Source organism: Tepidimonas charontis, assembly GCF_007556685.1.
GTDB classification, from domain to species: Bacteria; Pseudomonadota; Gammaproteobacteria; order Burkholderiales; family Burkholderiaceae_C; genus Tepidimonas; species Tepidimonas charontis.
The window spans coordinates 1-13242 of sequence record NZ_VJON01000019.1 but is presented as its reverse complement, the minus strand read 5'-3'; the positions used below and the strand labels follow the sequence as shown (position 1 = coordinate 13242).

16 protein-coding genes are annotated in these 13242 nt (G+C 60.9%); 6 read left to right on the top strand and 10 right to left on the bottom strand.

The features are described from left to right. Positions 1-173: 173 nt before the first annotated feature. A complete protein-coding gene (locus tag Tchar_RS07015; protein WP_144328346.1) occupies positions 174-1181 on the top strand; it encodes a tyrosine-type recombinase/integrase in 1008 nt (335 codons plus the stop codon). Between the two features lie 45 nt (positions 1182-1226). Here Tchar_RS07015 and Tchar_RS07010 read toward each other — a convergent pair whose 3' ends face one another. From Tchar_RS07010 to Tchar_RS06995, 4 genes are read right to left on the bottom strand one after another with little or no spacing between them, the layout of a single operon-like run. Next, a complete protein-coding gene (locus Tchar_RS07010) occupies positions 1227-3065 on the bottom strand; it encodes a DEAD/DEAH box helicase (RefSeq protein WP_161595473.1) in 1839 nt (612 codons plus the stop codon). A 30-nt stretch (positions 3066-3095) separates the two neighbouring features. Beyond that, a complete protein-coding gene (locus Tchar_RS07005; RefSeq protein WP_144328344.1) occupies positions 3096-3287 on the bottom strand; it encodes a helix-turn-helix transcriptional regulator in 192 nt (63 codons plus the stop codon). Continuing rightward, complete coding sequence (locus Tchar_RS07000; protein WP_144328343.1) at positions 3284-3580, bottom strand: hypothetical protein; 297 nt, start codon at positions 3578-3580, stop codon at positions 3284-3286. The genes Tchar_RS07005 and Tchar_RS07000 overlap by 4 nt, the downstream gene beginning before the upstream one ends. 17 nt (positions 3581-3597) lie before the next feature. Next, positions 3598-4200: a hypothetical protein gene (locus Tchar_RS06995; protein WP_144328342.1), complete on the bottom strand. Its 603-nt coding sequence runs from the start codon at positions 4198-4200 to the stop codon at positions 3598-3600. 731 nt (positions 4201-4931) lie between these two features. On the opposite strand from Tchar_RS06995, the gene Tchar_RS06990 reads away from it, so the two are divergent. The 3 genes from Tchar_RS06990 to Tchar_RS06980 all read left to right on the top strand — a co-directional run bounded on the left by Tchar_RS06990 (position 4932) and on the right by Tchar_RS06980 (position 7524). Further along, positions 4932-5963, top strand: a complete 1032-nt coding sequence (locus Tchar_RS06990; protein WP_144328341.1) for a hypothetical protein — start codon at positions 4932-4934, stop codon at positions 5961-5963. A gap of 83 nt (positions 5964-6046) precedes the next feature. Next, positions 6047-6772: a P-loop NTPase family protein gene (locus Tchar_RS06985; protein WP_144328340.1), complete on the top strand. Its 726-nt coding sequence runs from the start codon at positions 6047-6049 to the stop codon at positions 6770-6772. After that, positions 6769-7524, top strand: a complete 756-nt coding sequence (locus Tchar_RS06980) for a hypothetical protein (protein ID WP_144328339.1) — start codon at positions 6769-6771, stop codon at positions 7522-7524. Before Tchar_RS06985 ends, Tchar_RS06980 begins: the two co-directional genes overlap by 4 nt. Positions 7525-7527: 3 nt before the next feature. Here the strand turns inward: Tchar_RS06980 and Tchar_RS06975 are convergent, their stop codons facing one another. The 5 genes from Tchar_RS06975 to Tchar_RS06955 all read right to left on the bottom strand — a co-directional run bounded on the left by Tchar_RS06975 (position 7528) and on the right by Tchar_RS06955 (position 11907). Further along, positions 7528-8622, bottom strand: a complete 1095-nt coding sequence (locus Tchar_RS06975) for a hypothetical protein (protein WP_144328338.1) — start codon at positions 8620-8622, stop codon at positions 7528-7530. A gap of 117 nt (positions 8623-8739) precedes the next feature. Next, positions 8740-9231, bottom strand: a complete 492-nt coding sequence (locus tag Tchar_RS06970; protein WP_236640370.1) for a hypothetical protein — start codon at positions 9229-9231, stop codon at positions 8740-8742. A gap of 116 nt (positions 9232-9347) precedes the next feature. Next, a complete protein-coding gene (gene csy3, locus Tchar_RS06965) occupies positions 9348-10391 on the bottom strand; it encodes a type I-F CRISPR-associated protein Csy3 (protein WP_144328336.1) in 1044 nt (347 codons plus the stop codon). A gap of 51 nt (positions 10392-10442) precedes the next feature. After that, positions 10443-10898 carry a hypothetical protein gene (locus Tchar_RS06960; RefSeq protein WP_144328335.1) on the bottom strand — a complete coding sequence of 152 codons (456 nt, stop codon included), beginning with the start codon at positions 10896-10898 and terminating at the stop codon, positions 10443-10445. Between the two features lie 631 nt (positions 10899-11529). Then, positions 11530-11907: a hypothetical protein gene (locus Tchar_RS06955; protein ID WP_144328334.1), complete on the bottom strand. Its 378-nt coding sequence runs from the start codon at positions 11905-11907 to the stop codon at positions 11530-11532. Positions 11908-12006: 99 nt separating this feature from the next. Between Tchar_RS06955 and Tchar_RS06950 the strand changes: the two genes are divergently transcribed. Together Tchar_RS06950 and Tchar_RS06945 are read left to right on the top strand one after the other, a co-directional pair. Further along, positions 12007-12285 carry a CopG family ribbon-helix-helix protein gene (locus Tchar_RS06950; RefSeq protein WP_132963706.1) on the top strand — a complete coding sequence of 93 codons (279 nt, stop codon included), beginning with the start codon at positions 12007-12009 and terminating at the stop codon, positions 12283-12285. Beyond that, positions 12273-12563, top strand: coding sequence for a type II toxin-antitoxin system RelE/ParE family toxin (locus Tchar_RS06945; protein WP_132963705.1), 291 nt, complete (start codon positions 12273-12275; stop codon positions 12561-12563). Before Tchar_RS06950 ends, Tchar_RS06945 begins: the two co-directional genes overlap by 13 nt. 98 nt (positions 12564-12661) lie before the next feature. Here Tchar_RS06945 and Tchar_RS06940 read toward each other — a convergent pair whose 3' ends face one another. Beyond that, positions 12662-12868: a hypothetical protein gene (locus tag Tchar_RS06940; protein WP_185971244.1), complete on the bottom strand. Its 207-nt coding sequence runs from the start codon at positions 12866-12868 to the stop codon at positions 12662-12664. Between the last annotated feature and the right edge of the window lie 374 nt (positions 12869-13242).

The window sequence follows — 13242 nt, the reverse complement described above, 5'->3', positions numbered from 1 at the left end:
AGCCCCTGCAACAACCCGCCGCTGGCGGGTTTTTTGTTGCCCAACAAGGGCTTAGCGGCGTTTTGCGGCCCCTGCGCAGTCGTCGTCGAGGCTGCAAGTGGCATCATCTGGCGGCATCGGGTAGCATCGCGCTACGCACGATTTACGCACGGTGTTACGCAAGGGGAGATACGGTGGCCTTCATCCGCAAGCTCAACAAGGGCTGGCGCGCCGAAGTGGCGCGACTCGGCGTGCGCACCTCCAAGGTGTTCCCGACCAAGGCGCAGGCCAGCGCCTGGGCCGCACAGGTCGAAGCCGAAATCCTGGCCGGCAAGCGCAGGGGCGGCAGCGGCGTGACGGTGGCGCAAGCCATCGACCGCTACCTCAAGGAAATCGTGCCGCACCGCAGGGGCGGCCCCTTCGAAAAACGCCGTCTGCTGGCCCTGCTTCGTCTGTGCCCGTGGCTGGCGCAGATGCCGGTGGCAGACGTTCGCAGCGAGCACATGGCGCGCTGGCGCGATGAGCGGCGGGCTGCGGTCAGCGCCGCGTCGGTAGCGCGCGAGTCCTCCGATTTACGCACGCTGTGGAAACACTGCCGCACCTGGGGATGGATGGATGTCGATCCGTTCCATGAGCTGCCGGTGCCTGCCAACTCGCACGCGCGGGATCGCCGCACCGACTGGCGCGAGCTGCGCCGCCTGCTGCGAGGCTTGGGCTACGTCACCGGGCAGCCACCGCGCACGCTTCAGCAGGAAGTGGCCTGGATGTACCTGCTGGCGCACCACACCGCGATGCGTGCGGGCGAGCTGCACAGCCTTTCCACCCGCACGGTCGATCTGCAGCGGCGCGTCATCCGGCTGGAAGAGCACAAGACCGTGGAGCGCGTTGGCGTGCGCCATGTGCCCTTCACGCGCAAGGCCGCGCGGCTGCTGGCTGTGCTTGATGCCGCAGCACGCGAGCAGGGACGCGAGGCGTACTTCACCGTCTCGCCCCAGTCGCGCGATGCGCTCTTTCGCAAAGTGCGTGACCGGCTGCTCATCCGTGACCTGCACTTCCATGACGCGCGGGCGGATGCGCTGACGCGCCTGTCGCGCCGGGTCGATGTCATGACGCTTGCGCGCATCTCGGGCCACCGCGATCTGCGCCTGCTGCTCAACACCTACTACCGCGAGTCGGCGGAGGAGATTGCGGCGAGGCTTTGAAAGCAAAACGGCCCCATAACGGGGCCGCGCTGGTGTGGGCAAAGGCTATAGCTCCAGTTCAGCGCTTACTCGCGCCCGCGATCGCGGTTTTTCCTTTTCTGCCTCGGCATCTTGCTGCATTTCAGCTTTTTGCTGTTCAGCTTTTTGCTGTTGTTCGTTATCAATCTTTGCTTTCTTTTTTTCCTTTTCAAGTCCGCCTTGACGTGAGGCAATACTAGCCAACACCCGCGCAATGTCCTCGCGCGATGTCTCAAGGTCACCTGCATCGCGATCCCCGGCTACACGATGAGCAATTTTGCGCTTGTACTCAACCGTCTGGGCCATTGCATCGTCTATTGTGCCCGCCGCGTGAATATACCACACATTCACAGCGTTTTTCTGCCCCAGCCTGTGCGCGCGGTCTTCAGCTTGGTCATGGCTGGCGGCTGTCCAGTCGTACTCTGCAAATACAACGTTGGATGCGGCGGTAAGAGTAAGTCCGGTGCCAGCCGCTTTTTGTGAGCACACAATAACGTCGGCCTGCCCGTACTGAAAGCGGTCTACTGCCGCCTGCCGCTGCTCAGACTCCATTTCGCCGGTAATCGAAGCGACCCGAAGCTGCTCGGCTCGCAAACCATTAAGTATGGCATCCTGAACTTCTTTGTGAATGGCAAACACAATTGCCTTTTCGCCGGTGTCCACAATGTCTTTGACGAAGGATATCGTCGGCTCGATTTTGCCCTGACCCACGGCCTGCCGCAGCGCAGTAATGCGACGCAGCGTTTCGGCGGAATTGTCGTCGGTAAAGCCGCGATACCAGCTTGCAAACTCACGCTCCACGTCCGCGTATGCTTTTAGCGCGGCAGGAGGCAGCGTAATTTCAACGGCGGTGCGCTGCTTATCCGGCAGTTCCTGCAACACCTGATCCTTGGTGCGGCGGATATAACAAGTCGCGCGCAGCTTTTGCTCCAGCTCGCGAATGTTAGAAGCGCCGCTAATATCCCAGCCCCAACGTGTTTGCTTGGCGTTGCAGTACCGTGTGACAAAGCCCTTCCAGCCGCCGAATTCATTCAAGTTGCCCATGATCTTGAGCGGCGCGATAAGATCGGCAGGACGGTTGATAACAGGCGTACCAGTGGCAAGAATAACAACGCTATCGCGGCGTTGCGTCAAATCGTGCGCCATATCCTGAATTGCCATGCCGCGCTGAGATTTCAGGTCTTTCACATAATGCGCCTCATCGCAAATAAGTGCTTTGGGCTCAATGCCAGCATCCTGCAAAGCGGGCAATACATCCTTGGCAATGTCGTAATTGAGGATGATAATGTCGGCGTCCTTGGCGTTCAAAATCTCTTGATCGCGCTTCTTGCCACCACCCAAGCCAATTACGGCGGCTTTCTTGTCAGGAAACCATTGCTGCGCCTCCCGCTGCCAATTTATGCGCAAGCTGGCCGGACATACCACCACAGCCGGCCAAGCATTGGTGGCTGCCACCGTGCACAGCGATTGCAACGTTTTACCGGTTCCCATTTCGTCGGCAAGAATTGCGCGCCGCTTACTTGCCAAATAAGCCACCCCGACCTTTTGATAAGGCCGAAGCTGGGCTTTGTCTGAAAGCCCGGGAATAGTAATGTTGTCGGCAGCTTCGTGCGCCACAGCCGCGGAAAGCTCATGCGCTTCCTTCAGCTTGCCGGACATTGCCATAACTTCATCAGTAATGTGAATGCCGTACTCGCGGGCTACGCGAATTGCGGCTGCCACCTCTGTGGTCGGCACCGTCCAATCGCGGCTATATTTGTTCCAAAGACGTCCGGGTATGCTTTTAATATCCTCCACCAAATCGGGGTCGTACCCAGTTTTAAAAACGAGGCTTTTACGAATCGGATCAAAGGTTAGAGTATCCATACAAACAACCTCCATCAAAGTATAGTTCAATCAACCTTTCTGCGCCCGCTTGCGCGCCCACTCCCAAATGTCTCGCTCATCCCACCAAACGGTCATGCGCGACACGCGAATGATGGGCTTGGGAAAGTCCGGCTGTTTGCTGATGCGGTTGACGACATGCGTGCGGCTAACGCCTAAGATTTCGGCGATCTGCGTATAGCCGACTTTGCGTACCCCGATCATTGCTCGCCTCCTTTGCCCCCTTCGCGCCGCATGGCCTTCACGCCAAGGATCACCACACCCTGGCATGCGGCATCGCTGCGGCACTCGGCTAGCATGTCCGCAAGCTCCAAAAACATCTCTGGCCGGGTCGTGTCGGCAATGATCGCGCTGCCTTCTTCGGCACGCCACAGCACACCGCCGCGCACCTGCCGTTCGTGCTCGTCCGGTGCCGCGGCTATGCCGCATTCGTGCGCGCAGGCCCAAGCGCCGCCCGCCGCGGCCAGCATCACCAGTCCCATCACGGTTGCCTTCATGTCCTGCTCCTCCAAAGTCAATCACCACCCCCGGTGTCAGGCGGCGAGCAATCGATGGCCGGCACGGTCAGCACCGCGCGGGCGTTGTTGCGCCCGTTTTTCAAGACCTCCGCCTCGATCCAGCGCTGCCGGTCAAAAGGGCGCGGCTGGCGCCCCTGGGCCACAAGCGATGCATTTATGTCGGCCATGCGTTGCTGCGTGCTGTCCACGCGGGCTTCGGCCTGCGCAGTCAGCCCGCCCGGCGCTATCAACACGTGCCAGCCCGCAGTGCCATAGGTGGCCTGGGCACAGCCGACTTCGCCGTATTCGTCGATGCGAGCAAAGTCCGGCACACACGCCGACACCGCCACGCTGGCCGGCATGGAAAGGGCGGGGCGGTAGTCGCCGTACTGCGGCGTGCGGTCATAAATCCAGCGCCCGTCCTGTGACAAATAAGCGCCGTACTGCTCATACGGCGACATAATCCAGACCGCCACACCGCCGGGCCGACCCACGATGTCGGCGGGCACCGGGGTGGCAACGGAAAGCTGCGCGGTGTAGCCGCTGCAGTACACGCCAGCATGGGCCGCGGCTGCCGCCGCGGTGAGCAGGGGCAAAAGGAGGGTTTTCAGGCGGCCCATGACTCCCCCCTTGCGCCCACTGCCGCATTCCCGCTGTGTTTCGTGATGTGAAATGGCATATTGGACACCCCTTTCTTCGGTCGCGAGCACGCCGCTCGCACCCTATAGAGAAAGGGGTGGAACAAAAAAACCCAGCAGCGGCGATGGCGGGCGACACCGAGCCCGGGACCGGATGGGCGACGGGCGGCGGCCCGGATGCGGCAGCTTCGGGGTGTCGGGGCGAAGCCCTGACTGACGACGCTTCGGCGGAGTCATCGCCGTCCCCCGATCCGGTGCGCAGCGCCGGGCGGTGGGCGGCCTACCTTGCACTCGTTTTGGGGTAGGTCTCGGCTATCGGCGAGCTACCAACACGGCCAGCAATTGGCTACCAAGGCGGCTACGCCCGCAGCCGCCCATCGGGTGCCGATCGGCTACCGCCAGAGCTACCAAGCGGGCAGCCATCGGCCATCTGTCGGCCAGTAGCGGGCTACTAAGCGGGCTTGAGTGGCAGCCACCCATCGGTCAGCGACCGGGTGCCGCTGAGCCACCAACCGGTTTGTGATCAGCCATCAGTCGGCCAGCGTTTGGCTACCAAGGCGGCTACGCCCGCAGCCGCCCATCGGTCACCACTCGGCTGCTGCGGCGGACAGAGCCACGGCTATCAAGCGGGCACCCGACGGCTAGCCCTTTTTTGTTCCAGACCTTTCTCTAAGGGAGGCGACTGTGTGCCGCTTTGACCTCAGAGGTGAAACATGAAAACTGGTCTCGACGAACTCAAAGGAATGACCCCGCCCAAGCGCCGCCCGGCTCTTGATCGGATGGTGGAACTGCTGCCACATATCGAGGAAGTGCATGCCGCCGGATGGTCGCTGAGGGAAATCCATGCCTGCTTAATGCGCAACGACGACTTTCATGGTCGTCGCTTCAATCTGGCGAGATTCAAGTGGCTCCTCGCCCGCGCCCGCCAGGTGCAACAGCAGACCGCCGCTGCCAAGCCGGTGGTGGCGCCCGCGCCTGCGCCGGTGGTAGTGCCCGCGCCTGCCACCCCGGTGGTGACGGCAACACCTTCGAAGGCGGCGATGCCGGTCACGACGCAGGCCTCGGCAACCCCCCCTGTTACCGGCACCCCCCATGCGCAGGCCTCGGCGGCCAACCCGCAGGCCCCGATCCCGGTGGCGCAGCAGTTCAGCATCGAGGAGCTCATGCGGCTGGCGCGGCCTTTCAAGGAAGTGCCGCAGGTGCCCATTCCGCAGCCGATTGAAACACCGCAGCTGACCGGAGAGCAAGGGCGGCTGCGCAAGATCGAGCTTGGCGAGCACGTCACCACAGTCGAGGAAATGCTGAACAACAGCATGCGGCTGCTGTCAGTGCCGCCGTGCCCGCCGGAGCAATCGCGCGCCGTGGCGCAGGCGATGATCGATCAGCACCTGCAAGACATCGCAAACACCAGCGGCGGCAGCCAGCGCCCGCCGTTCCTATACGAGCTGGCGATCTTCTTCTATGCCCACTTCGTGCGCGACTATGACCGCTCGCACGACCCGCTGATCGGCTTTCGCGATGCGGGCGACGTGTGGGAGCCCATGATGATCGAAGTTCTCAAGCGCCGCCCGCCCTACGGCGACGCGGTGGAGCTGTGGGCGCTGCGCCGCCTGCGACTGCCCGACGAGGAAAAAGCCAAGCTGACGATGACCAGCTTCGTGCGATATGTCTCCGGCCTGATCCGCGACATCATCACTGATGCGGTGCGCCGCCGCCGTGCGCAGCTTCAGGTCAAACCCGCCTAGCACCCCTTTTTGTTTTGTTCCACCCCTTTCTCTATGGGGTGCGGGCGGCGTGCCCGTGATGTCTCAAGGAAAGGAGCCTCTTCATGAAACCTGTCATCTTCTCCCACGGCGAAAAGGGCGGTGTGGGCAAGTCCACGGTGGCCGCACTCATGTGCGATGCCCTTATCTTTCGCGGTGAAAAGCGCATCGCCATCGTCGATGGGGATGGCACCACCGACGATGTCACCCGGCGCTACGGCGCGCACGCGGCATCGAGTGCCATTATCGGTCTTGCCGACCCGAGCGAAAAAGAGCGTGCAATCAACAAGCTGGTGGACTACATCGAGCAAGTCCACCTCGATGTCGATGCCATCGTCGTCAACTTGCCTGCCACCGCCTCCGAGACGGTCGATCCCGAGGCCGAGATCATCCGCCATGCGCTCGAAGACCTCGATCTTGAGCTGCGCATCGTGTACTCGGCCAGCAACAACACGGTGGCGTTCGAAGCGCTGAAGCAATCGTTCGAAAACGGTCTTGCCCAGGCCTGCGAAAAGCGCCTGGCGCTGGCCCCGGCATTCCTGCGCGACGATGGGCTGCTTGAGCGGCTGAAAAAGGTCGTGCCTGATGCGGCGGAGTTTGAGCGGCTGCCTGCGGACACCTACGCGCTCATCCAGCAGCATGCGACGATCCCGATGTACCACTTGGCCCTGGGCAACCATCCCGATGCGCTCAAAAGCCCGATCCAACGCATCCGCATCTCGGGCTGGACGCAGCGCGGCATCAAGACGCTTGCGCCGGTGCTGGAGGACCTGATGGGAGGCGGCGAATGAAATACGAAATCGAAAAGCAGAAAGTGATTGAAAAAATCACTGACGTCGAGCTGAAAACGGCACTTGCCGCCCGCGACGCGAGCGATGACCTGTGGCCGGTTGCCGCCGCAATTGGCAGCGTTACCGCGGAAATTGTCGGCAAAATGCATGCCGACATGCAATCGCGCGTCAATGTTGCGCTGGGGCAGCAGTCAGAAGATGCGCTGAAGCGCATCATCGGCGAGGCCGCAAAGGAAGCGGTTAGCAAAAAAGCTGAGGAACTACTAAAGGTAGCAGTAGACAACGCGCTGGCGGACGAATTCGCGGCGCTTAAAAATGCGCTTGTGAATGCTGCAAACACTGCAGCCAACAAAGCCGCGGACCGCGCCGCCGCTGCAGCAGCGGATGCGGTGTCGGCACAACAACCAGCGCCCGCAGCCCCGCCGCCGACAGTAACAGCGCCAGCACTATTGATCGAGCAAATCGCACAAACCGCGGCGCAGCAAGCAGCCCAGCAAGCGGCACAAGCCGCCGCACAGCAAGCGGCTCGCAGCGCCGCCCAACAAGCGGCCCAACAAGCGGCGGAGGAAGCGACCGGGCACATAAAGCCGCTCCGCGACAAAGTACTGCTAGCTTTTATTGCTGCAATTTCCTTTGCCGCCGCGGCCGGTTACGGCGTGGGCATGCTACACGCGCGCGCCGACCTTGCCGCCGCCGCGGCGGAATTGGCGGCACAAGCCCAGCAACAGCCGCTGCGCGGCAAACAGCGGTAGCAGTTAGGCTGCCAGCACAAACAACGACAACGCCAGTTGCCGCGGCACAGCAGCCGCGGTATTTTTTTGCTTGTGCTTGTGCCGACGAACGGGCTGCGGCGGGTACACAACTTTATTGCCACGACCCGCCCGGACTATACCGGTGAACACGTCCAGCCCGCGCATGTCCGCCGCAGCAACCGCGGCAAAGGCAAAGCTGGCAATAACCGCGACGGTTAGCCGCGGCAGCCGACCCGTTTGCGGCGCGCCGCCGGGGTAGCGATTGCGCACGCTTGCGCCGGTCTGCAGCAACAGCGCAAACACGCGCTCTGCAGGAAGCTGCATAAGCTCATACAATGCCCGACCCGACCGGCACAGCGGGGCAAGCATTGCTATTGCGCAGCGACGATGTTGCTCAACCTCGTCACACAAAACGACGGCTTTGCTAAAGCGATCAATTTCATCACGCACCTTCTGCGCAATCCTGCCGCCCAGCAGGCGCCGCAACGCATACTGCGAAATACCAACAGCAAGTTCGCTATTATACGCTAAATCAACAAATGCGTTCGCGCTGCTTCGCTTACCCCGCCTCCGAAGCGCCGCCCGCCGGGCAATTTCGGCGGACAAACGCACAACGTTAAACAGCTTCTCTTTGACTGCATCCAAGCCAATCCCGCCTCGATTCGCCAAAGCCTTGGCAAGCTTTGCACGTTCGTCTACACCATCAGCCCAAAAACCGGGCTCGAAATCCGGTTCCGGTTCAGGTTCCGATTCTGGTGCCGCCAGCAAAGCCGCCAACCCGCCATGACCATCGGCGTCGTCGTCCAGGCTTTCCGTTCGCCCCATGATCATCACATCGCGCGGGCAAACAATTCGCGTTAGCAATGTGTCGCCGCAAACAAGCCCGTGCTTAGCAAACAAAGCAAACGCCTCGTTCACAATCTCCGCATCGTCCCAATTGACTATCGCTTTTTGCGCTAACGCAATGTTTGTGCGTGCATCAAACCGATTGCGCAAAGCATTGCCTTTATAACTTAGCACCCGCCTAACTGCAATTACCGCTTCATTACCCCAGTTCGACTTAATAACGTCGAGCACTTTATTAACATAACCCGCCACGATACACCCCGCGAACCAATCGCGGCGGCGCCAAGCAAGAGGGGTGTAAAACGGGCAGCGCTAACCCCGGGGGATTAGCCCCGGGCGCCGCCGAAAAAGCAGGGTATTCGCCCGGGGTCAGCAGCCCGGGCGGAAGGCGAAGGCGCGGGTGTGCGCGCGCGGTAGTGCTACAAAAGCCGCGTGCATGCGTGCACGCGCAAAAGCCAGCGCCGCGACTGCGGCGGCGCGGGAAAAGGCGCTGCGGGAGCGCAACGAAAGCAGCTGCGAAAGCAGCTGCTGTTGCTGCTGCGCAACAGCGAAAAGGATGGCGCGCGGCAAAAGCACCGCGCCATCACGTTTAGTTATATCGTCGGCAGCGGTGCGCAACGCTTCCGCACGCTGCGCATCTGCGCGAGCCGCGCGGCGACGCTCGGACCAACGCACCGCGAACGCGGCGGGGGCGGCAAGCAACACGCCCACCCCGGCACCGGCCAGCTCAAGACAGCGCTGTAGCGGCAAATGCTCGCCCGCAGCAAGCTGCGCCGCAGTTAGCACGGCGGCGCACAGCGCGCATAGCAGAATAAAAGCTGTAGCAACGCCGTACACCGCGCCGTGCGCACGCAAACCCACCGCCCGCGCCGCAGCGGAGGCGGCGCGTTTGAGGTGGCGGTAAGCAGTGCCCGACATGCTGTGATGTTAGCAAAAAAGTCTGACAAGCGCAAGTGTCCAACGCTGCAGCTCACCTTCTAAGTCGCCTGCACGATTTCGCCGGCCAGGAAGCCACGGATCATGCACGCCAGCACAAACGCGGCCTCATGATTGATGCCCACGATACTGCGCTGCAGATCGTCGAGACTCGTTAGATACGTAAACAAATCATTACGTGACGCACGCATGTACATGTCTCGCTCGATATTGGCTCCGCGCGGCTCGACAGGAATCGGCGAGGCATCGCTGTTTGCGGCATACCACGTATCGATCGTGCGTATAGCGTTGCCGATTTTGTGGTCGCGAATAGCAGCAACACCCACATCAACAATGTCAGCAGCATACGTGTCTGCATTGTCATTGCGCATGATGCGCAACAGGTCCTGCCGTGACATGCGTTTAAGCTTGTACAGGCTGCGCGCAAAGCCGTCTGGTTTGTCAGAGACAAAATTCTGCGAAGGAAACACCTCGATCGCGCCCGTCATGCCAAAGTCGATGCGCGCGCAAACCTCGAATTGCATCGGCTGCTGCGTAAAGCCGATGAACAGCCACTCCGCCAGCTTGTTTTCGGCGTCGCTATAGCCCGATTCAAACGTCAGCGGCACGCTTAGCGCATCGACCTCCATCGTCTCACCGCCCCCAATCTCCTTTACCGACACTGCAATCGACTTGCCAAGCAAACGGTTGCGCCACAGCCAGCGCCCGTTCAAAATATTGCGGGCATAACGCCGGCAAAGCTCCCTCATTTCCTCGCTGTCCGCAAACCGATCAATAAATGTCTTCAGGTAGGTGCGAAACGCATTATCGTTGCACGCAAACAACAAATGTTCCAGCAGCAGCGTGCGCATCGTGAATGTCACATCAATACCGCTCGCGCGAAAATCTGTTTTTGCAGTTTCGAGCATCACGCTATCAACAGCATATCTGTTCCTATACTTATCAGTCTTTACAAGTTTCCGCCGTTGTTCAGAAAAAACAGAAACCCCATCCGCCCGCGCACCATCAATAACGTTATAAATTTTTGCATCAGAAAAAAGCATTCCGCGCTGAAATGAGCAAGATACTGCAGATTGCGATTTCATGACTTACCCCACCCCCCCCCCGACAAATGCAGGGGGGGGGTTAAACAAACATCACACCTCGAAATGAATAGCCTCGCAAGAAATATCTGTCAAAGCAAGCGCATCGCAAATTTCATCAGCATTGCTAAGATAATCAAGCTCGTGCTCGCGCATATAAGACTTGATCATATTTTTCAGCTCCTCATCGTCACCGCAATAAGCGAGATTGTCGATGCGAGCAACATAACCGCTTTGCGAAGTGTGTGTAGGCCCCCAGACAATCGAACCGTCATCAAAAATAAAGTAATAAGAAGCAGATTTGCGAGACCAGCAGTGCAAACCTTCGTTATACACATACTGCTTGACAGCTTCAGCGACATGCTTGTCGACGTCATCGCCGAGCTCTCCGTCAAAGAACACAACGACATCAAGAGCACTGCCGTCATCGAAGCTGAAAGCATAAACATTGCCGATCGAACGACCGTCAACGTCAAACGAATCAACATACTTGTGCGAAACAACTTTCATGACTTTCTCCTCTACATTTACCGCACTGCACCGCGCTGTGCGTAATTGTATGATACAGCATTCGCGACGAAATTCAAGCCACAGCGCAAACGCACAAACCTTCCTTTGCCCCCTATTCGCGCCCCGAAGGGGCGCCCCCTTTGCAGCTTATGCAAATTGCGCGTTTCTACCCCAGCCGCCAGCGGCGGCTCTGGCGGCTTTTAGCCGCGTCGCCAAGGCGGCAGCAGCCCGGTCCCGGGCCTGCCACCGCCGCTGCGCACCACCGCCCCGCCGCCGCCGATGGCTGCAAACGGCCCTAAACGGGCCGTAGAGCGATTTTTGGAGCGCGAGGCTACCACCCCAGCTACACCACAAAAAAACCGCTCTACCGGCCCGCTAAAGCGCTTCTGCGGCCACCGCGGTCCTGCAGCCAGCTGCGCTCCAGCATCATCGCCAGCAAGCTACGCTGCTGGCGCTCGGGAGGTATGAGTGCCGCGCTGCGCGCGGCGGGTAGGGGGCAAAGGAAGGTGCCAGTTGCTGGCGGTCCAAAAACCTTCTCTTGCCCCCTCCGCCGCCCCGAAGGGGCGGCCCCTCTTCCTGAAAACGGGGGGCCAGCCCACTCAAAGGGCTGGCCCCTGAATCTGTATCTGATTCATGTATCTGCTGGCCCCGGGCCTTTGCTCCAGGCCCCGGGCCTTTGCTCCATGTCGTCGGGCCTTTGCTCCATGTCGTCGGGCCTTTGCTCCATGTCGTCGGGCCTCGGCTTGCCTCGCCGCACTCGGTCGTCCTCCAGCAGCACCCCGGCGGCGGCCAGCCCGTCGGCGTCGGCTCGGGCTTCGCGCCGCTTGTCCCACAGCGCCTGTCCACGGATGTCGCCGCCCGCCACGGTTCGGATGAGGCCGTCCAGCGTCCAGCCTCCGCTCGGCTCGGTCTTGTGCGTGAGCACGTGCCGCGCGATCGCCTGGCTGATGCCGTGCTGTAGCCGCGTGATCGGCATGGGGTCGTGGCCAATCCAGGACTTGTGCGACAAAGCAAGACAATTTCAGCGCGGCCGTGCCAGGCCGGGTGGACGGCGGGGCAGGGAAGGACTATAGTAGCGGAAGGTATTACCTTTCACTACGGGGGCCACATGGCAACGGCAACATCCATCAAGCTCGATGACGAGCTGAAAGGGCGCGTCCAGCACCTGGCCGAAGCCCGCCGGCGCACATCGCACTGGATCATGCGAGAGGCCATCGCGCAGTACGTCGAGCGCGAGGAAAAGCGCGAAGCGTTCAAACAGGATGCGCTCCGCGCCTGGGAAGACTATCAGCGCACCGGCCTGCATCTGACACTTGAGGAAGCCGACGCCTGGCTGGCGAAGCTGGAAGCCGGCGAGGATGCGGAGCTGCCTAAGTGCCACGTCTGACATGGACGCCGCCGGCACTGGCTGATGTGCAGCGGCTCTACCGCTTCCTCGCGCCCAAGGATGCCGACGCAGCGCAACGCGCAGTGAAGGCGATCCGGGCCGGGGTCAAGATTCTGGCCCATCAGCCACACATCGGCCGGCCGGTCGAGGACATGGAACCCGAGTTTCGGGAATGGCTGATCGACTTCGGCAGCAGTGGCTATGTCGCCCTCTACCGCTTCGACGGGGAGAACATCGCCATTCTTGCTGTTCGACACCAGAAAGAAGCGGGCTATTGATGACGGATGACAACAGCGGCCGCCAGGCTGACATTGCACGCGCAATTATGCAAATTGCGCGTTTCCACCCCAGCCGCCAGCGGCGGCTATAGCGGCTTCTAGCCCCGTTTCCACGGCGGCAGCGCGCTCAAGTCAATCACCGCGCTGCGCAGCAGCGGCTCCGGATGCGTCGGCACCAGCCTGCGCACCTCACGTACTCCACGCTCACGCAGCCGCTCGCGGTACGCCGCCTGCCGTTCGGCGGCGGTAGCGTATTTGCGGGGGCGGCCGCGCTTCGGCGGCGGGGTGTCGGACTGGCTTTCCACTTTCGTCACTCCTCACGAAACGTGCATGTATTTTATCACGTGTTACGAAAATAGGGCGGCCAAGATGATGATTTATTTTCATCATGCGCGATGTTACGATAGTTTATTACGTAACGCGTGACGAAAATACAGGCCGCCGCCCGACATCCAGCCCGGTCCCGGGCCTGCCACCGCCGCTGCGCACCACCGCCCCGCCGCCGCCGATGGCTGCAAACGGCCCTAAACGGGCCGTAGAGCGATTTTTGGGGCGCGAGGCTACCACCCCAGCTACACCACAAAAAAACCGCTCTACCGGCCCGCTAAAGCGCTTCTGCGGCCACCGCGGTCCTGCAGCCAGCTGCGCTCCAGCATCATCGCCAGCAAGCTACGCTGCT